Source organism: Allobosea massiliensis (assembly GCF_042655245.1).
GTDB classification, from domain to species: domain Bacteria; phylum Pseudomonadota; class Alphaproteobacteria; order Rhizobiales; family Beijerinckiaceae; genus Allobosea; species Allobosea massiliensis.
The window spans coordinates 1-19187 of the sequence record NZ_JBHSLU010000079.1; the positions used below are offsets into that span (position 1 = coordinate 1).

At 66.6% G+C, this 19187-nt stretch carries 17 protein-coding genes and 1 pseudogene; 12 read left to right on the plus strand and 6 right to left on the minus strand.

Annotation, left to right across the window (positions count from 1 at the left end; translation table 11 throughout):
• Window positions 1-215: 215 nt before the first annotated feature.
• From petA to ACFPN9_RS22200, 7 genes are all read left to right on the plus strand, one after another.
• Complete coding sequence (gene petA / locus ACFPN9_RS22170) at window positions 216-761, plus strand: ubiquinol-cytochrome c reductase iron-sulfur subunit (RefSeq protein ID WP_066733989.1); 546 nt, start codon at window positions 216-218, stop codon at window positions 759-761.
• Window positions 762-905: 144 nt separating this feature from the next.
• Window positions 906-1574: an RNA polymerase sigma factor gene (locus ACFPN9_RS22175; protein WP_066733987.1), complete on the plus strand. Its 669-nt coding sequence runs from the start codon at window positions 906-908 to the stop codon at window positions 1572-1574.
• Entirely contained in the window at window positions 1571-1822 is a 252-nt protein-coding gene (locus tag ACFPN9_RS22180) for a DUF2933 domain-containing protein (protein ID WP_377817602.1), read from the plus strand. The genes ACFPN9_RS22175 and ACFPN9_RS22180 overlap by 4 nt, the downstream gene beginning before the upstream one ends.
• Before the next feature lie 17 nt (window positions 1823-1839).
• A complete protein-coding gene (locus tag ACFPN9_RS22185) occupies window positions 1840-2529 on the plus strand; it encodes a methyltransferase family protein (protein WP_066733983.1) in 690 nt (229 codons plus the stop codon).
• 100 nt (window positions 2530-2629) lie between these two features.
• Window positions 2630-4417 (plus strand): DUF3141 domain-containing protein, encoded by a 1788-nt coding sequence (locus ACFPN9_RS22190; RefSeq protein ID WP_377817603.1) that lies wholly within the window; start codon window positions 2630-2632, stop codon window positions 4415-4417.
• 3 nt (window positions 4418-4420) lie between these two features.
• Window positions 4421-5635: an acetate/propionate family kinase gene (locus tag ACFPN9_RS22195; protein WP_066733978.1), complete on the plus strand. Its 1215-nt coding sequence runs from the start codon at window positions 4421-4423 to the stop codon at window positions 5633-5635.
• Window positions 5632-6687 carry a bifunctional enoyl-CoA hydratase/phosphate acetyltransferase gene (locus tag ACFPN9_RS22200; RefSeq protein WP_066733976.1) on the plus strand — a complete coding sequence of 352 codons (1056 nt, stop codon included), beginning with the start codon at window positions 5632-5634 and terminating at the stop codon, window positions 6685-6687. Before ACFPN9_RS22195 ends, ACFPN9_RS22200 begins: the two co-directional genes overlap by 4 nt.
• On the opposite strand, the gene ACFPN9_RS22205 is transcribed toward ACFPN9_RS22200, so the two are convergent.
• Window positions 6681-6869 carry a hypothetical protein gene (locus ACFPN9_RS22205; RefSeq protein WP_067254251.1) on the minus strand — a complete coding sequence of 63 codons (189 nt, stop codon included), beginning with the start codon at window positions 6867-6869 and terminating at the stop codon, window positions 6681-6683. The genes ACFPN9_RS22200 and ACFPN9_RS22205 overlap by 7 nt on opposite strands.
• A gap of 54 nt (window positions 6870-6923) precedes the next feature.
• On the opposite strand from ACFPN9_RS22205, the gene ACFPN9_RS22210 reads away from it, so the two are divergent.
• The 5 genes from ACFPN9_RS22210 (at window position 6924) to ACFPN9_RS22230 (ending at window position 14907) form a co-directional block, all read left to right on the plus strand.
• Window positions 6924-8882, plus strand: coding sequence for a heavy metal translocating P-type ATPase (locus tag ACFPN9_RS22210; protein ID WP_377817604.1), 1959 nt, complete (start codon window positions 6924-6926; stop codon window positions 8880-8882).
• Between the two features lie 75 nt (window positions 8883-8957).
• Window positions 8958-11624, plus strand: a complete 2667-nt coding sequence (locus tag ACFPN9_RS22215; protein ID WP_066733974.1) for a cation-translocating P-type ATPase — start codon at window positions 8958-8960, stop codon at window positions 11622-11624.
• A 194-nt stretch (window positions 11625-11818) separates the two neighbouring features.
• Window positions 11819-12586, plus strand: coding sequence for an LOG family protein (locus ACFPN9_RS22220; RefSeq protein ID WP_197431908.1), 768 nt, complete (start codon window positions 11819-11821; stop codon window positions 12584-12586).
• 56 nt (window positions 12587-12642) lie between these two features.
• Window positions 12643-14448, plus strand: coding sequence for a glycoside hydrolase family 15 protein (locus tag ACFPN9_RS22225; RefSeq protein WP_377817605.1), 1806 nt, complete (start codon window positions 12643-12645; stop codon window positions 14446-14448).
• A 183-nt stretch (window positions 14449-14631) separates the two neighbouring features.
• Window positions 14632-14907, plus strand: a complete 276-nt coding sequence (locus ACFPN9_RS22230; protein ID WP_082737726.1) for a heavy-metal-associated domain-containing protein — start codon at window positions 14632-14634, stop codon at window positions 14905-14907.
• A gap of 260 nt (window positions 14908-15167) precedes the next feature.
• Here ACFPN9_RS22230 and ACFPN9_RS22235 read toward each other — a convergent pair whose 3' ends face one another.
• From ACFPN9_RS22235 to ACFPN9_RS22255, 5 genes and pseudogenes are all read right to left on the minus strand, one after another.
• Entirely contained in the window at window positions 15168-15584 is a 417-nt protein-coding gene (locus tag ACFPN9_RS22235; RefSeq protein ID WP_245282373.1) for a cupredoxin domain-containing protein, read from the minus strand.
• Window positions 15578-16222 carry a multicopper oxidase domain-containing protein gene (locus ACFPN9_RS22240; protein WP_245282372.1) on the minus strand — a complete coding sequence of 215 codons (645 nt, stop codon included), beginning with the start codon at window positions 16220-16222 and terminating at the stop codon, window positions 15578-15580. The genes ACFPN9_RS22235 and ACFPN9_RS22240 overlap by 7 nt, the downstream gene beginning before the upstream one ends.
• Before the next feature lie 76 nt (window positions 16223-16298).
• Window positions 16299-16799 (minus strand): DUF2721 domain-containing protein, encoded by a 501-nt coding sequence (locus ACFPN9_RS22245; RefSeq protein ID WP_066734006.1) that lies wholly within the window; start codon window positions 16797-16799, stop codon window positions 16299-16301.
• Between the two features lie 87 nt (window positions 16800-16886).
• Window positions 16887-17618, minus strand: a pseudogene (locus ACFPN9_RS22250) (SDR family NAD(P)-dependent oxidoreductase).
• A 3-nt stretch (window positions 17619-17621) separates the two neighbouring features.
• Window positions 17622-18950 carry a family 1 glycosylhydrolase gene (locus ACFPN9_RS22255; protein WP_066733967.1) on the minus strand — a complete coding sequence of 443 codons (1329 nt, stop codon included), beginning with the start codon at window positions 18948-18950 and terminating at the stop codon, window positions 17622-17624.
• Between the last annotated feature and the right edge of the window lie 237 nt (window positions 18951-19187).

The following is a 19187-nucleotide window of genomic DNA, read 5'->3' on the forward strand; positions in this document are numbered from 1 at the left end:
CGGGGATCTCTCGGTTCAGGGTTGGCGTTCACAACCCAAACCTAACCGGCAATCGCCGGTGACCACCGTCAGCTACACCACGCTATGGGACACGACCCGATCGAGCCGTTTCGACTAGCTCACGGGTATGCTCTGCTGGAATGCAAGGGTTGCTTCCTCGCGTTCATGTGCCGCTGCCTCTTGCCTACAAGCGTCTGCACCACGAGTTCAGCGCTATGTCTGATGCGCTTTCTGCTCCGGCTGCCGAGCCGACCCGACGCGACTTCCTCTTTATTGCAACCGGCGCTGCTGCGGCCGTCGGTGCGGGCGCGGCGGCCTGGCCCTTCATCGCGTCGCTTGCGCCTGACGCGGAAACCGTCGCCTCCGGTGCGCCCGTCGAACTCGACCTCGCGCCGATCGCGGTGGGCCAGATCGTCAAGGTCTTCTGGCGCGGCAAACTGATCTTCGTCCGTCATCGGACCGAGAAGGAAATCGCCGAAGCGCGCGCGGCGCCGCTCGAGGCCTTGATCGACCCGCAGCCGGATCAGGCGCGCGTCAAGGAAGGCCATGACCAGTGGCTCGTCGTCTACGGCAACTGCACGCATCTGGGCTGCGTGCCGCTCGGCCACCAAGGCCAGTACGAGGGCTGGTTCTGTCCCTGCCACGGTTCGCTGTTCGACACCTCGGGCCGCGTGCGCCGCGGGCCAGCGCCGATAAATCTGCCGATCCCGCCCTACACTTTCGTCTCCGACACGAAGATCCGGATCGGCGAGGCCGCATGAAGTGTCACGCGGCGGGGCTGGTTGTGCCCCGATCTGATCCAGATCAAGGGAGCCGCGCGCCGACGCGGTAACGTCGTTGCTGAGAGGCGGCCCGACGGCTGCTGTAAGACCAGCGGCGCCAGCCCGTCCATAAGAGCATCGGCGATGAACGACGACGGCAAAGACGAGAAGAGGTCGGACAATCCGGCGGGTGAGGCGGCTCAGGCCGCCAACGCGGCGGTGCGCCGGGTTCTGGTTGAAAGCTATCGCGACCTCCTCGGCTTCCTGCAGCGGCGCTTAGGCGGCGAGAGCGAGGCGGAGGAGGTCCTTCAGGCTTTCATGGTGCGCGCCATCGAGCGCGCCGGGGACCTGCGCGACGTGCGCTCGGTGCGCGGCTGGCTCAGCCGACTCCTTGCCACCGCCATCGTCGACCATCAGCGCCGGGCGATCACGAGGCGGCGGCGGGAAGTGACGATGCCGACGGACGAGATGGATGTCTTCGCGGTCGAGCCGGATGCGGAGATCGACAAGGCGGTGTGCGACTGCCTCTACAAGCTTCTTCCGACCCTCAAGCCCGAGCACGCCGAGGTGATCTGGCGCATCGACCTGCTCGGCGAGCCCCGCGACCGGGTTGCGGTCAGCCTCGGGACGAGCGTCAACAGCATCACGGTGCGGCTGCACCGGGGGCGCCAGGCCCTCAAGAAGCGCCTCGAGGAAATGTGCGTCGTCTGCGTGGAGCAGGGCTTCCTCAACTGCGGCTGCGACGAGGTGCCGGCACCGTCCGGCGCACACCAGCAAGGCGCCGCCGCGCCAGGGAGCAAGGAGGTTCCATGACCCAATCCCATGAACACTCGGTCAAGCCGAACGCATCGGCTCGCGTGGTGAAGCTCGCGTTGATCGGCTTTCTCCTGATCGGGGCGTTCTATCTCCTGACCGAGCACCAGGCTCACCTGTTCGGGGTTCTGCCCTGGCTCCTGCTCCTGGCCTGCCCGCTCCTCCATCTCTTCATGCACGGCGGGCACGGGCACGGCCGAGATGAGGGATCCGCGGGCGACGGCCCGCCGTCTGGCCACCGCCCCTAGAGCGACAAGCGAGCCCCATGACCCACGATCTTTCCTCCTACGGACTCTGGAGCCTCGTGCTCCTCAATTCGGCGGTCTTCATCCTGTTCGCCTTCAGCTTCTTCAAGCCCCGGACGACTCGAGACTGGCGTTCATTTGGCGCGTTCAGCGCCTTCCTGGTGGCGTTATTCACCGAGATGTACGGCTTCCCGCTCACCATCTACCTGCTCTCGGGCTGGCTTCAGAGCCGCTTTCCGGAGGTGGATTGGTTCTCGCATGACGCCGGCCATCTCCTGGAAATGCTGTTCGGGTGGAAGGCCAACCCGCATTTCGGGCCGTTCCACATCCTGAGCTTCGCCTTCATCGGGGGCGGCTTTGTCCTGATCGCAAATGCCTGGCGCGTCCTGCACACCGCGCAGCGTGCCGGCATGCTCGCGACGAGCGGCCCATACGCCTCTATTCGCCACCCGCAGTATGTCGGCTTCGTGTTCGTGCTGTTCGGCTTCCTCCTGCAATGGCCGACGCTGCTGACGCTCCTGATGTTCCCCGTCCTGGTCGTCATGTACGTCCGGCTCGCGAGGGCGGAAGAGCGGGACGCTCTCAACGAGTTCGGCGATGCCTACCGCCGTTACATGACCCAGGTGCCAGCCTTCGTGCCACGGTTCGAGAGCCTCTGGCGTAGTGCGCGGGCGGACCGCAGCTCCAAACCCGGAGCTGAACGTCTGTAAGGCTCAAGGACGGAGGACGACGGCTGGGTAGCAGTGAGACAAGCAGGCGCTCCACAGCCGTTGCAGTCCTCGGCATCTCTTAACGACACACGGATCCACGATGGAAGCGCTCTCCCTAGCAACAGTCAAACGTCAATCGGAACATGCGGCGGCTCGTCCATCGCAACCATTGACGCTGCGCCCGAAACCCGCAGCCGCCTCCCAGCATAACGTTGCACCAGCTTCCAAGACCTCCGCCCCTCTGGAAGGGCTAGAGAACCTGCTCGCCTACCAACGCGACGTGTGGGAACGAGCAATCCTGTTCTGGGATGCGCTTCGTGAGCGCGCCGACAACATGCTTGAGCATGAGCGGCTCGGATTGCCGCCCCTCCTGGATTTCCGGTCCGAGACGATCCTAGACGCGCGCACGTTCGAGCGTCCGGCCAACTACGCGCTGCTGCGCATTGTCGAGGCGGAATCGGCCGATGCCGAGCACTGCATCGAGGAGGGCAAGCCGCCGGTCGTCATCATCGATCCGCGTGCCGGCCACGGACCCGGCATCGGCGGCTTCAAGCGTGAGTCCGAGGTCGGGATGGCGCTCAAGGAGGGTCATCCGGTCTACTTCGTGGTGTTCTTCCCGGAGCCCTGCCGCGGGCAGACGCTGGCCGACGTGTTGCACGCGCTGCGCCGGTTCCTCGAGGCGGTCGCCGCCCGCCATCCCGGCACTCCGCCCGTCCTCTACGGCAATTGCCAGGCTGGCTGGGCGGTCACGCTGCTGTCCGCCGACTGCCATGGCCTCGTCGGTCCTACCGTGCTCAACGGCTCGCCGCTCTCGTACTGGGCCGGCGAAGCGGGCGTGAACCCGATGCGGCTCTCCGCGGGCTTCCTGGGCGGAGCCTGGCTCGCCCACCTGATCTCGGATCTCGGTGACGGCCGCTTCGACGGGGCCTGGCTTGTGCAGAACTTCGAGAGCCTGAAGCCGGAGGCGATCTGGGAGAAATACGCAAACCTGTTCACCCGGATCGACAGCGAGCGCGACCGCTTCCTGTCCTTCGAGCGCTGGTGGAACGGGTTCTACTTCCTGAGCCGCCACGAGATCCTCGCCATCGTCGAGAACCTGTTCATCGGCAATCAGCTCGAGCAGGGCCTCTTCCGGATCTGTGAGGGCTGCACCGCCGATCTGCGCCGCATCCGCAATCCGCTCGTGATCTTCGCCTCCTACGGCGACAACATCACGCCGCCCCACCAGGCGCTTGGCTGGATCCCCGCGGTCTACCGGGACACCGCTGACCTGAAAGCGGCCGGACAGCGCATCGTCTATCTCACGAATCCTCACGTCGGCCATCTCGGGATCTTCGTCTCCGCAGGGGTCGCCCGCTTCGAGCACCGCGCCATCCTGGAGAGCCTCGGCGAGCTCGAGGCGCTCGAGCCGGGGCTCTACGAAATGAGGATCGACAACCCGACAGGCGATCCACGCTGCCACAAGCCCCACTATTCGGTGAGCTTCGAGCCGCGCCAAGTCGAGGATCTCCGCTTCGAATACCCGCGAGCCGCGTTCGAGCAGGTGAGGGCGGTCTCGGAGACCACGGAAGCATTCTATCGCACCATCGTCAGCCCGTGGATGCAGGCGCTGGCCAATCCCTGGACGGCGACGGCGGCGAAATGGCTGCATCCGATGCGCACGAGCCGGTATCTGCTCTCAGGATCGTTCAGCCCGTGGATGCACGGCATTGCGGCTGCGGCGGACGCCGTGCGCAGGAGCCGGCACCCCTTACCCGACGACAATCCGGCTCTCATCGAGGAACGCGCGTTGATCGCCCGTACGACCGGGGTGCTGGAGGACGCCCGCAAGCGCCGCGATGCGGCCCAGGAGGGGCTATTCGGGCGCCTTTATGGCGCGGAACCTTGAGCAATGGGCGTTGCCGCCGGAGACGCGATCCTCGTGGTCAACAGCGGGTCGTCGAGCGTCAAGTTCGCCCTGTTCGGCACGGCAGACCACCTGCCCCGTTTGGGGTCGGGGGTTGCCGAACGGATCGGATCGCCGCAGGCCCGGCTGACGGTGCGCGGAAACGGGTCGGCGCTCGCGGAAGATGCCGCGCTCCCGGATCACGAGGCGGCGCTCGAGCTGATCCTGGCGCAAGCCGAGGATCGCCTGAGCGGCGAGGGCGCACGCCTGCGAGCCGTCGGCCACCGCGTCGTGCACGGCGGGCCCGACTGCGATTGTCCGCTGCCCGTCGACGCGGTGCTCGAGGAACGCCTCGCCCGCCTTGTGCCGCTTGCGCCTCTTCATCTCCCGCACAACCTCGCCGGCATCGCCGCCGTGCGCGCGAGGCGTCCTGAGCTCCTCCAGGTCGCCTGCTTCGACACCGCCTTCCATCACAGCCTGCCGCGGACCGCCAGGCTCACCGGCTTGCCGCGCGAGTTCTACGACCGGGGCATCCGCCGCTACGGCTTCCACGGGCTCTCTTACGAGTACGTCGTCCAGGCGCTCGGGTCGTTCGGCGAACAGGCACCGCGGGAGCGCACCATCATCGCCCACCTCGGCAACGGCGCCTCGATGTGCGCGATCCGCGACGGGCGGAGCGTCGAGACGACGATGGGCTTCGGCACGCTCGCGGGACTCCTCATGGGCACCCGATGCGGCGATCTCGATCCGGGGATCGTGCTCTATCTCATGCAGCACGAGGGCATGGAGGCCGCCGAAATCGAGGAGCTGCTCTACGAACGCTCCGGCCTCCTCGGCGTCTCGGGCGGCCTCAGCCGCGACATGCGCGAGCTCGTCGGGTCTCAGAGGTCCGAGGCGCAGGCGGCGGTCGAGCTCTTCTGCTACCGGGCGCGACTGCATGTGGGATCCCTGACCGCGGCCCTAGGCGGCCTCGACCGGCTGGTGTTCACCGGCGGCATCGGCGCCAACGCACCCGAGATCCGCGCCCGGATCTGCAACGGCCTGGAATACTTGGGCGTGGTGCTCGATGGCGAGCGCAACCGGTCCGGCGCGCCGACAGTCTCCCAAGATGGCGCCGCCGTACCGGTCCATGCCTTTCCGACCGACGAGGAGGTGGTGATCGCGCGCCACACGGTCCACGTCGCAGATCGCCACTGCGCCCTGCAAACGGTCGAGCAATGACAGCGACCCGCCCTTTCCAGGAGATCATCGAGCGCGCGCAAGGACTGCCACCGATCAGGTTGGCGGTGGTGAACGCGGCACAGCGAGTCGTGCTCGAGACGCTGCGCGAGGCAACCGCACTCGGTCTGGTCGCCCCCCACCTGATCGGCGAGCGACGAGCCATTTCGGACGTGGCCGCGAAGACCGGGTGGCCAATAGACTCCGTTTCGATAACAGAGGCCGGCGACGAGGCGACCGCGGCGGCCCTCGGTGTGACGCTCGTGCGGGAGGGTCGGGCCGGCGCCCTCATGAAGGGGCTCGTGCACACCGATGCTCTGATGCACGCCGTGCTCGACGCTCATCGCGGCCTGCGCGTCCCGGGCCGGCGTGTCAGCCACGCCTTCGTATGTCACGTGCCCTCCTATCCCAAGCTTCTCATCGTCACGGATGCTGCAATCAATATCGCGCCGGATCTCAGCGCCAAGGCTCAGATCCTGCAGAATGCGGTCGAATTGGCGCGGATGGTCGGGGTCGCCGCGCCCAAGGTGGCGGTGCTCTCGGCTGTCGAGACCGTCAATCCGGCGATCGCCTCGACGCTGGACGCCGCGGCACTCACCCTCATGGCAAGGCGAGGACAGATCGCGGCCGGCGCATCGGTCGATGGTCCGCTTGCCTTTGACAATGCGGTCTCGCGCACGGCAGCCGGCGAGAAAAGCATCGTCTCGGCCGTGGCGGGAGATGCCGACATCCTGCTCGTTCCCGACCTCGTCTCCGGAAACATGCTTGCCAAGAGCCTGGAATACCTGGCGGGCGCCGTCGCGGCCGGAGTGGTGCTGGGCCTTTCCGCGCCTGTCGTGCTGACCTCCCGCGCGGATCCGGCTGCGGCGCGGCTGGCCGCCCTGGCCTTGGCCGTCCTGCAGCACGCAGACGGTGAAGCAATCGGGGAGAGGACCTCGGACGAGGAGCCCACCGTTCACTGCCTCCCGCAGCGGGAGTCGGCCTGCTGCCCGCTGTCGCGCCAAGTTCCAGAGCTTCCACCCCCCATCCAGGCCGTAGAGCGCGCGCCTCATTGACCCAGGCGAATGACGAGGACAGCTGAATGCTTGAACGCCACGAACATGAGCATCACCACCCCGCGGGAACGGGGCGGATCGAGACCGAATTCCACCGACACGGGAACCCACCTGACCTCGCCGCAGTCACGAAGCACGGCCGAGCCGAGCCGAGCCATGCCGGTCATGGAGGGCACGATCACGGTGCCATGATCGCCGACTTCCGCCGGCGCTTCTGGGTGTCGCTCGCGCTGACGGTGCCGATCGTCGCGCTCTCGCCGATGATCCAGCACTGGCTGGGGCTTCGTGAAGCGCTCGCCTTTCCTCGCTCGGACTATCTCCTGTTCGCGTTGTCGTCGGTCGTGTTCTTCTATGGCGGCTGGCCGTTCCTGAGCGGGCTTGTGGCCGAGCTGCGGGACCGCCGGCCCGGCATGATGACCCTGATCTCGCTCGCGATCTCGGTCGCCTACGTCTACTCGAGCGCGGTCACCTTCGGGCTCGCCGGCGAGATGTTCTTCTGGGAGCTGGCGACGCTGATCGACGTCATGCTCCTCGGCCATTGGATCGAGATGCGCTCGGTGCTGGGCGCGTCCGGCGCTCTCGAGGCGCTCGTGCGCCTGCTGCCGGCGACGGCGCACCGCCTGAAGCCGGACGGCGGCACCGAAGAGGTTCCGATCAGCGCCCTTACGGCGGGCGACAAGGTGCTCGTGAAGCCGGGCGAGAAGGTGCCGATCGACGGTGTGATCCTGAGCGGCCACTCGAGCTTCAACGAGTCGATGCTGACGGGTGAGTCGCGCCCGGTCGAGAAGGGGGAGGGCCAGGAGGCGGTCGGCGGGGCCATCAACGGCGCGGGCGCGGTGACTCTCGAAGTCCGCAAGACCGGCGATCAGACCTACCTCGCTCAAGTGATCGAGATGGTTCGCGAGGCGCAGGCCACGCGCTCGCGCACGCAGGATCTCGCCAACCGCGCCGCCTCGTGGCTGACCTGGATCGCGATCGGCGTCGGCTTTAGCACACTCGCGATCTGGCTCCTGATCGGCGGCTCGTTCGCCTTCGCGCTCGAACGTATGGTCACCGTGATGGTGATTGCCTGTCCGCACGCCCTGGGGCTGGCGGTACCGCTTGTGGTCGCGGTCAGCACCAAGCTCACGGCCCAGAACGGCCTTTTGATCCGCGACCGCGCCGCATTTGAGCGCGCACGCGACCTCAACGCGGTGATCTTCGACAAGACGGGCACGCTCACGGAGGGCCGCTTCGGGGTCTCCGATGTGGTCGGGCGTGGGGGCGTAAAGGAAGCGGAGGTGCTCGCCTGGGCGGCTGCCCTGGAGACCCAGTCCCAGCACCCGATTGCGCAGGGCATCGTGCGCGCCGCTGCCGAGCGCGGCATCGCGCCAAAGCGCGTCGACCGGTTCCAGAGCCTGACCGGGCGCGGCGCCGAGGCGGTGGTCGAAGGCCGCGACGTGAAGGTGGTCAGCCCAGGGTATCTGCGCGAGCAGGGACTGGATCCGGACGGGGACGGCATCCGGCGGCTCGCCGAGCAGGGCAAGACCGTCGTGCACGTCCTGCTCGACGATAAGCCCATCGGCGCCATTGCGCTGGCCGACGTGATCCGGCCGGAATCGTATGAAGCCGTCCGGCGCCTCAAGGCGATGGGCATCCGGTCGATGATGCTGACGGGGGACGCCAAGGCGGTGGCCCGCACCGTCGCCGGCGAACTCGGCCTCGACGACTACTTCGCCGAAGTGCTGCCGGACCAGAAGGCGGCGAAGATCCGCGAGGTTAAGGCCCGCGGCCTCAGCGTCGCGATGATCGGCGACGGCGTGAACGACGCGCCGGCCCTTGTGGAGTCCGATCTCGGCATCGCCATCGGCGCAGGGACGGACGTGGCGATCGAGGCCGCGGATGTCGTGCTGGTGCGCAGCAACCCCCTGGACGTGTTCGCCATCCTGGCACTGTCGCGCGCCACCTACAACAAGATGGTTCAGAACCTGCTTTGGGCGACGGGCTACAACGCGTTCGCCATCCCGCTCGCGGCAGGCGCCGCCTACAACTGGGGCATCCTCCTCTCGCCTGCGCTCGGCGCCGCCTTCATGTCGCTCAGCACGGTGATCGTTGCGGTCAATGCCCAGCTTCTCGAACGGGCACGCTCCTTGGTCGCGCGTCCACAACAGCGCCCCATCCAGCAGAATTCCGGGGCCGAACGCGCTGCGACCTGAAACACAACGCAATGCATGGGTCCGACCCTGTCATGACGGTGGGGCAGGAGGCTTGGTGATATCCGGCGTCTGCGCATGAGTTCGGCGTTGCCTGCTCCCGGCTCCCGAACGGCCTCTCCGGTCTCGGAGCGTCCCTGGCATGCGTTGCGCGGCGAAGAAGTTCTCGCGCGCGCCGAGAGCCGCCGCAGCGGCCTCTCCGGCGACGAGGTCCGGGTCCGCCAGGCGCGGTTTGGTCTCAACACCCTCCCGAGCCGGAAGGTGTCGAGCTGGGCGGCGCTCTTTGCGCGCCAATTCGTCAACCCCTTGATCGCCCTGCTGCTCGCAGCCACCGCCGTCTCCGCCGTTCTCGGCGAGACGCTCGATGCGATCTTCATTCTGGCCGTCATTTTCATCAACGCAGCGCTCGGAGCCATCCAGGAGGGCAAGGCCGAGCGCGGCGCCGCGGCTCTGGACCGACTGGTACGCCAGGACGCCGTGGCGTGGCGAAACGGGGAACGGCGGCGGGTCGATGCGACAGACCTTGTCCCGGGGGACATCGTCGAGCTCGAGTCCGGCGTGCTAGTTCCGGCCGATCTGCGGTTGCTGGAGACAAGCGGGATATCGGCCGACGAATCCCTGCTGACCGGCGAGTCCCTGGCGGTCGAAAAGAATGGCGCGACGATCCTCGCCGAAGGCGCCTCGCTCGGCGATCGGGTGAATCTGGCGCACGCCGGCAGCATGATTCTGCGCGGTCGCGGCTTTGGCGTCGTGGTCGCCACGGGTCGGGAGACAGAGATCGGCCGGATCGCGGCGAGCCTCACTGATATCGAAAGTGCTCCGCCGCTCGTGCTTCGCCTGCGGCGCTTCTCGGCCACAGCGGGCATCGTGGTCGTGACCGCGGTTCTGGTCTTTGCCGCCGTGCAACTCTGGCTCGGCGCTCCCCTGGCGGAAATCTTCTTCGTCTCGGTGGCGCTGGCCGTGTCGGCCATCCCCGAAGGACTGCCCATCGCCATCACCGTCGCTCTCGCCGTCGCGGTCCGCCGAATGGCTCGACGCAACGTCATTGTCCGAGCTCTGCCAGCCGTCGAGGGACTTGGGGCCCGCAGCCTCATCGCGAGCGACAAGACCGGCACGCTGACGCTCAATCGACTCACGATCGCGACGGTCTGGTTGCCCGGGCAGGGTCGCGTGGACCTCACGACGACCGCAGCGGTCCGGGGCGACGATCTCACGCCTGAGGCCCTCGGTGAGCTCGCGACGGTCGGCGCCCTGTGCAACGAGGCAAGTCTGGGGGAAGGCGAGGCGGCGGTGGGCGATACCGTGGATCTGGCCTTCCTGGCCTTCGCCGAGACGCTCGGGCGTCGTCGCGAGGAGCTCGTCAGGTCCGAGCCCGTCGCAAGCGCGATCGCCTATGAGCCGGAAAACCGCTTCGGCGCGACCTTTACCTATCGAGGCGATCGCATCCGGATCAGCGTCAAAGGTGCGCTGGAGACGGTGTTGGCCATGTGCGAGGGCGGAGCAGCCCCGGCGCAAGACGCGGCCGAGCAGTTGGCCGGGGAAGGGCACAGGGTCCTGGCTGTGGCGGAGGGTTGGGCGGGGACCGGCGCGGCGCTCGACCGGTCTGCGCTTCGGGGGCTGACCCTGATCGGGCTGGTCGGCCTGATCGATCCGTTGCGCCCGGAGGCGCGCGACGCAGTGCGCCAGGCGCAGGACGCCGGCGTGCGCGTCTGCATGGTGACGGGAGACCACCCGAAAACCGCCGCCGCGATCGCCGAACAACTCGGGATCCCAGCCGGGCCCGAGGACGTGGTCTCGGGGCAGGAGATCGCCAGGCTGGCGGCGGACCCCGCTGCTTTCCGGGCGCTGGTCGCAAGGCGGAGGGTCTTCGCCCGGGTCGAGCCGCTGCAGAAGCTGTCGATCGTCGAGGCGCTGCGCGAGGCCGGGCACTTCGTCGCCGTGACCGGGGACGGCGTCAACGACGCTCCGGCGCTCGCCGCCGCGCATATCGGGGTTGCGATGGGGCGCAGCGGCACCGACGTCGCTCGCCGCGCGGCCGACCTGATCGTGACCGACGACAACTTCGCCTCGATCGTCGCCGGGATCGAGGAAGGCCGCATTGCCTACGCGAACATCCGGAAGGTGATCGCCTTCCTGATCAGCAGCAGCGCCGCCGAGATCGGCATCTTCTTTCTTTGTCTTCTCGCCGGCCTGCCGCTGCCCTTCGTCGCCGTCCAGCTGCTCTGGCTGAACCTCGTCACCGACTCCGTTCAGCACGTGGCGCTGTCCATGGAGCGCGGCGAGCCGGACCTCCTCTCCCGCGGCCCCAGGGCGCCGAGCGAACCCCTGTTCGATCGGCGGATGATCGAGCAGACGGGGCTTGCCGGGCTCACCATGGCCGGGCTCGGAGCGGGGTATTTCGGGTGGTTGCTGGCGCAAGGCCGGAGCATCGGCGAGGCACGAAACCTCCTGCTGTTGCTGATGGTCTGCTTCCAGAACGTCCACGTGTTCAATTGCCGATCCGAACGGCGCTCCGCCTTCCATCAGCCGTTGCGCTCGAACCTGTGGATCCCGGCCGTCGTCGTACTGACCCAAGGCATCCACATTGGCGCGATGCACGTGCCGGTGCTGAACGAAGTGCTGCGGATCGCGCCGGTCGCCTGGTCGGAATGGGTTCAAGTGGCAGGGATCTCGCTGCTGCTCATTCCAACGATGGAAGTCTACAAGAGCCTCAAAGCCGGGAGGCTGTCGAGTGCGCCCCAGTAATGATCTGGACGCATGCGCGTCTAGATGCAGGAACACGGCCTCGTCCGGTTCGGGGTTCAAGGCGTTCGGGCGAGCCGGGTAACGCGGGCGTTGGGACCTCAGGTCCAGGTCGGCTAAGGAGTGCCATGTCTCCCAGCGCTGAACAGAGCCCCATCGGAACGGCGACAGACGACGTTCCCTATTGCCGTTCCATGATGCCGCATCCCTGTGGGCCATGCGGCTCAGAAGCGGCGCCATTCGAATTGCCTTCGTACCGTCTGGCCTCCCTCGATCACGACTTCCTCCTCGGCGACTCCATGCGCGGGGTGCGCTTCCTTCTGGAATACGCCAAGGTCGAGGAGGCGCTCCGCGCCTGGGGCGTCCGCTCGACCATCGTCGTGTTCGGAAGCGCCCGGATCCGGGACGACGGACCGGGTCGCGGTGCGCACTGGTACGCCGAAGCCCGACGCTTCGGGCGCATCGCTTCCGAGCGTGGGGGTGCGCTCACGGTGCATGAGGGCTTTCGTGACAACGTCATCGCGACAGGCGGCGGGCCGGGCCTCATGGAAGCCGCGAACCGCGGCGCGCACGACGCGGGCGCGCCCTCGATCGGCTTCAACATCACGCTTCCGCGCGAGCAAAAACCGAACCCGTATATCACGCCCGAGCTGACCTTCCGCTTTCATTACTTCGCCATGCGCAAGATGCATCTGGCCATGCGGGCGAGCGCCCTCGTCGTATTCCCGGGCGGATTCGGCACGCTGGACGAGCTGTTCGAGATCCTCACCCTTCGCCAAACCGGCAAGTCGCCCGGTATCCCGATCGTCCTGTTCGAGGCGAGCTACTGGCACTCCGTGATCAATTTCGAGGCTCTGACCGAGAACGGCATGATCGACCCGGCCGATCATGAGCTCTTCCAATTCGCTGAGAGCGCGGAGGAGGTGTGGACCAAGCTCCTCGCCCGCGGCTTGACCGCGGTCTAGCGGTCCTGCTGTTGCCTGGACTCCAACAATCCGGCGCAGGTCTGGAGCTTACCGAGATGCCCTCTCGAATCGAGGATTACGCCCTCATCGGCGACTGCGAGACCGCCGCTCTCGTCGGGCGCGATGGTTCGATCGACTGGCTGTGCTGGCCGCAGTTCGACTCGGGCGCCTGCTTCGCGGCCCTGCTCGGAACGCCGGAGAACGGACGCTGGCAGATCGCTCCGGCCGACTCAGGCGCGCGCGTTGCCCGCCGCTACCGGGACGGGACGCTCATCCTGGAAACGGAGTTCGACACCGCCGATGGGGCGGTTACGCTGATCGACTTCATGCCCCTGCGTGGCGTCGGCTCGGACCTCGTCCGCCTCGTGGTCGGCCGGCAGGGCCGTGTAACGATGCGGACCGAAGTCGTGATCCGCTTCGACTACGGCTCTGCCGTCCCCTGGGTCACGCAGCTCGAGGACGGGACCGGACTGCGGGCCGTGGCGGGTCCCGACATGGTCGTGCTGAGGACGCCGACACGTCTTCGCGGAGAGGACCTGAAGACGGTTGGCGAGTTCACCGTCGGACCTGGCGAGATGGTCCCCTTCGTGCTGACCTATGCTCCGTCACACCTTCCGGTGCCGCAAGCGCTCGATCCAGAGGCGGCGCTGGGCGGCACGGAGGAGTTCTGGCGAGGCTGGTCCTCACAGTGCCAGCACACAGGGCGGTGGCATGAACCCGTGCTTCGATCGCACATCACGCTCAAGGCACTGACCTTTGCTCCCACGGGGGGAATTGTGGCCGCGCCGACGACGTCGCTCCCGGAGCAAATCGGCGGGCCGCGCAACTGGGACTACCGCTTTTGCTGGCTTCGCGACGCCACCTTCACCCTGATCTCGCTCATGGACGCCGGCTACTACGAGGAGGCGAAGGCCTGGCGCGACTGGCTGCTGCGGGCCGTCGCCGGCAGCCCGTCGCAAATCCAGATCATGTACGGGCTTGCCGGCGAGCGGCGCCTTTCCGAGTGGGAGGTACCTTGGCTGGCCGGCTATGAGGGCTCGCGGCCCGTGCGCGTCGGCAACGCCGCCCAAAGCCAAATCCAGCTCGACGTCTTCGGCGAGGTCATGGACGCCCTGCATCAGGCCCGACGGGGAGGACTTGAAACGACCGAGCCGGGTTGGGCCTTGCAGCGGGCGTTCGTCGGGCATCTCGAGACCATCTGGAACGAGCCTGACGAGGGGATCTGGGAGGTCCGTAGCGGACGACGCCATTTCACGCACTCGAAGGTGATGGCCTGGGTTGCGCTCGACCGGGCGATCCGAGGGATCGAGGAGTTCGGCCTCGACGGCCCGCTCGAGCGCTGGCGCAGGCTGCGTAGCCACATCCACGAAGAGGTTTGCCGAAACGGCTTCGATGCAGACCTCGGCAGCTTCGTGCAGTCCTATGGCTCGCGGCATCTCGACGCGAGCCTGCTGATGCTCGCGCTGGTCGGGTTCCTGCCCCCGAGCGATCCTCGCATTCGAGGCACGGTGGCTGCTATCGAACGACGCCTCCTCATCGAGGATACGTTCGTCCTGCGCTACGACACCGAAGAAGCCTCGGACGGGCTGCCCCCGGGCGAGGGAGCATTCCTGGCGTGCAGCTTTTGGCTTGCCGACAACCTGGTCCTGCTCGGTCGCGACGAGGAGGCCCGCGGTCTGTTCGAGCGTCTTTTGGCCCTGCGCAACGATGTCGGCCTGCTCGCTGAGGAGTACGACCCGGTGGCGCGCCGGCAAGTGGGCAACTTCCCGCAGGCGTTTTCGCATATCGCCCTCGCCAACACCGCGCGCAACTTGACGCAAACAAGCAAGCCCGCCGAGGAGCGCTCAGCAAAGTTGCGGTGATCGGCCACCGGCTCCGGCCGCGGCGCGCCTGCACGCCCGAATGAGCGAGCCGCCCCGGAGCTGCGGTCTGCAGTGGGAACTCGAGGCTGTCAGGATGTCGGCGTCGGTGTTCGACATTGCATCTTGACCTTCCAACCGTTGGAAGGTGCATGATTCTGTCATCCTACGAATGGAGGTTCCAAAATGTGTGGATGCTCAAGTGGGCGGCAGCAGACCAGCCAAGTCGACGCCAACCTGGACCCGAATGCTCTGACCTTTCGGGTCGAGGACATGACTTGCGGGCACTGCGCCGGGACGATCAAGAAGGCGATCGAGACCGGACTGCCGGGGACCACGGTCGATGCGGATCCGCAATCGAAGCTGGTTTCCGTCAAGGGTGCGTCCAGCTTCTCCAAGCTGCGCGACCTCGTGGTCCAGGCCGGCTATACGCCGTCAGCATCGCCGCTCAAAGCTGCTTGATCGTCTCGCCGACGGCCGATGGGAGATGGATCCGGGCCGCCGAGGCGGCCCGGATCGGTTCGGGTGATCACCTTCCCTTAGAGGGCTCCATGCTGTGCATGCACGTCCTTCCTAAGCGCCGGCGAGATCCAAGCTAAGACCCCGTCGCTGCGAAGATCTGGGCATTCGCCGGTCCCTCAACCTCAAGATATCCAGCAAGGCCGCGCTCCACGCGTGAGAGGGCGTGATCGACGAGGACGAACCGCCTGGCACCTCGAGCTTCAGTTCGGCGATGGCCCCCGACCCGACCGGAACCGACATCGTGGCGACGTCGCGTAGGGGCTTGGATGTCGCGAGCCGAAGCCGTACACCCGGTCGAAGATCTCGCCGATGACATGGAAGGACGAGGTGTAGTTGGGTCCGCCGACCCCGAAGAAGATACGTACCGTCTCCCCCACTTTGGCCTTCAACGGGCGAAGGGTCGTGAGCGCGCCGACCGAGCCGTTGAGGACGAAATATTCGGGCCGCTCGTTCAGCATTTTCTCGTAGCTCGGGTCGAGAACGCCCGCCGTGCCGAACGGCTGCTCCGTGTAGATTTCGCCCTGAACGACGTAGAACTCCCGATCGACCGGCGGCAGGCCCCCCTCCGGTTCGACCAGGATCAGCCCGTACATGCCGTTGGCGACATGCATCACCACGGGCGGCACGGCGCAGTGGTAGATATAAAGCCCTGGGTTGATCGCCTTGAACGGAAGCCCTTCGTCTCGCCAGGAGCGGCCGTGGTCGCCTCCGCGCCGCCGCCCGGGCCGGTCGCTGCATGGAAATCGACGTTGTGCAGGAGCGCGCTGTCCTCACGGTTCTTGAGCGTCACCTCCACCGTGTCGCCGACCCGCACGCGCATCGTCGGGCCCGGAACCGTCCCGTTGAAGGTCCAATAGCGGAAGCGGGTGTTGCTGTTGGCGTCAAGGCGGCCTTCAAGCTCGATCGTCTCCAGCTCGATGCGCACGGTCTGCGGACCGCGCGCTCCAATCGGCGGAGGAACGTGCGTCGGATCGCACCCGATATCGGCGCCCTCCGGCATCACGGGGTAGACGCGCTGGCTGTAGCTACCGGCGCCCGGCGCACCATGCGCGGTCGGGGTTCGCGTGGGTCGCGTCTGCGCCGGTGCAGATGTCGACCCGGCGACAAGCCCGGCGGCACTCAGCGCAGTCGAAGCGCCCGCACCCCCTACGGCGCCAAGAACGGCGCGTCGCGAGAGCGGGGCGGTTTCGGTCGTGCCTACTGATGCCGTCGCGGCAGTCTTCGGTCGCGCTGCGAAGTGGTCGTCGGTGCTCATCACTCCTCCAGTTCCCTGCATTAAAAGGCCGCATCCCAGTCGAGGGCGCAATCACCTGAGTGAGGTCCCGGCGCATCTAGCGATGCTCAGTCCGGCGTTGTGCCACGGCCGCCTCACGTCGGTCGTGCATCTCGGCCCGCAGACCCCGGCTCGCCATGAGCATCTCGGTCACGAACGCCGCGAGCGCGCCGATCGTGCAAAGGATAGCCAACCCGAACAGGATGAACAGAACCGATGCCACCGTGCTGTTGCGCAAAGCGCCAAGGAACAGGACGAGCGTCGCCCCACTGGTCGCTCCTCCGCCAAGCGCCCCGAGCACGACCGCCACGTCGAGCACCAGAGATCGTGTGCGGTGATACGACAGCTGATCCGTGAGGCGGCCGGCCTCCTCGGGGGCGGCTCTTTCGAGTGCCTGCGCGAGCTTGTTCACTCGGTCCGCCACCCGCGCGAGCCGAGTCGAGAACACGTTGAGGAGCGCTGCAATCCCGGACAGCAGGAACACGGGCGTCAACGCCACCTGAATGATATGGGTGACGCTGTCGAGGGATGAGGGATGGCCGAAGTCAGTGCCTGGCATGAGGCAGTCCGTCTGACTCAAAGCCAGCGTGCGAAAGAGCCCAGCAGCCTCGACCTTCTCGAGTGACCAGGCCGGATCCCATGGCGATCAAAGCCTGTCGAGGCGGCCGCCATCGACCCTGAGGGCGGTCCCCGTGATGAAGGCGGCGTCCTCGGACGCGAGGAACGCGACCGCAGCCGCGATATCCTCGGGGCGCCCGACGTCCTTAGGGTCGATCTTCTTGGCTCCGGACTTCACGTTCGGATTGTCCCAGAGCATGGGCGTGTCGATCGCGCCGGGCAGGACGACGTTGGCGCGGATGCCCTTCGCCTTGCCCTCGATCGCAGCCGACCGGGTCAATGAAACCACAGCAGCCTTGGCGGCGGCTTAAGGCGCGACGAGCGGCGAGGTCATGACCGCGTGAATGCTCGAGACGTTCACGATCGCGCCGCCTGCCGTCATGGTGAGGAACGCCTGCTTGGTGAAGTGAACGGCGCCGAGGAGATCGACGCCGATGACCGTCTGCCAGTCCTCGGCCGTGTACTGCTCGAGCGGCTTGAACAGCATCACCCCCGCGTTGTTGACGACGATATCCAGGCGACCGAACCGGTCGAGCGCGCTTTGGGTCACGGCCTGAACTTGGCTCTCGACAGCGACGTCGCAGGCGGCGCTAAGCGCATCCGGCGCACCGCTGTCTTTCAGTTCGTCGGCGACGGCCTCGTTGGTACGGCGAGCCGCGACCACCACCCGGGCGCCCTCGGCTGCCAAGCGCTTGGCGACGGCCAACCCGATGCCGCTGGTGCCGCCCGTGACGATGGCGACCTTGCCGCGGAACCGCATGACTCAGGCCTCCACATCTTCAAGAATGTTCCCGGCATGGTGCTGGTGTCCGCGCTCGTGATAGCGCCGCATCCAGTCGCGCCGGCGTCGGGCAAAGGGCTCGTCGGTCTCGCTCGGCAGGACGACGGGCACGTTTAGGCACACGCTCTGGGCCGGCAGCACGTCGCCCCAGGCGCGGATCAGGTCCTTGTAGGCGCGCCCCACTGCCCGAATATTGCGATCGAGATCGTAGAGGCCGAGCGGGTTGACATTGCCGTTGTCCTCGCGAAGGGCGGTGTCCCAGTCGACCTGATCGGTCAGCGAGTACCAGGTAAAGCCGACGATCGGCACGCCCGTGTTGCGCACCCGCAGCACGTTTGCCCACTGCTTCCAGAGCCAGTTGACGGCCTCGTCCCCGTTCGGTCCCTCGTTCATGTTGGTCTCGGTGTGCATCACGGGCAGCTTGTAGCGGTCGAAATACTGCCGCGTGATCTCGTCGTACCCGAAGACGTCGCCCGACCCCCAGGTCCGCCCGTCCGCCGCCACACGATGCTCGTTCGTGACGTAGTAGTCGTTGCCCATGATGCAGTGATGCCGCAGCGGAGAGTGCCGGAGGAAGAAGTGGTACTCCTCCCGGGTCATGCCGTTGTCCATCAGGTACTCGTACATCTTGGAGGCAACCTGATAGCCGTAATTGAGGTCGAGCGAGAGGAACCGGCGCGCGTTCCTAAGCTCTGCCGGCCCGATGGCCTTCGGCTCCTCGGCATGGAAGTACTCTGACGACTCACTCTGGACGAAGATGGCGTCCGGCCGCACATCGAGGATCGCCGCCATGGCGAGCACGTTTGCCTTGACGATGTGCTTGAGCGCCGTGACGAAGGCGCGGTCGCTGGCAAGCTCTTCGTTCCACCAGCCGTAAAGCGCGGAGAAGGTGGCGCAGATGAACATCTCATTCACCGGCGTGTAGAGCTGAACCCACGGGAATCGTTGGGCGAACGCGCGGGCGTATTCGGCAAACAGGCCAGGGAAGTCGAGGTTCTGGAAGTCGCCGACCCAGTCCGGCACGCCGAAGTGACAGAGGTCGACGACCGGGACCACGTCGGTCTCTTTCAGGGACCCGAACGTGAGGTCCGAGAATTCCCAGTCGTAGCGAGCAGGACCAAGCCAGGTCTTATGGATCGGCGGACCATACCGCAGGAAATGGATGTCGAGGTCCTTCAGGAGCTCGAAATCCGTCCGCCAATGCTTGTAGTGGCCGCACTTCTCCATCTCGTCGACGCGGGTGCGCCCGTTGTTGATGGTGGGGTAACTATTCTCAATGCCGGTCGCGAACATGAACCATGGTGCGGGCATCGCGCTCCCCTTGATGCGTCTGGCCAGTGGACAGCCGCTTGCACGGCCTGCACCTTACAAGAGATCGGCGATGTCTTCAGTGGTGGCCCGGCACCACCGTCGGCGAGCGGCTTTCGATGGTTGAGCAGGGACGGTCCCTGTCAGGCGCCACGACAAACTGCCCCCCTGACGCCATGAGGAACTGACCCCTCTGGAGAGGAGGTCGGCATGGAAGAGCAAGAGGTTCAGAGTTCTCCG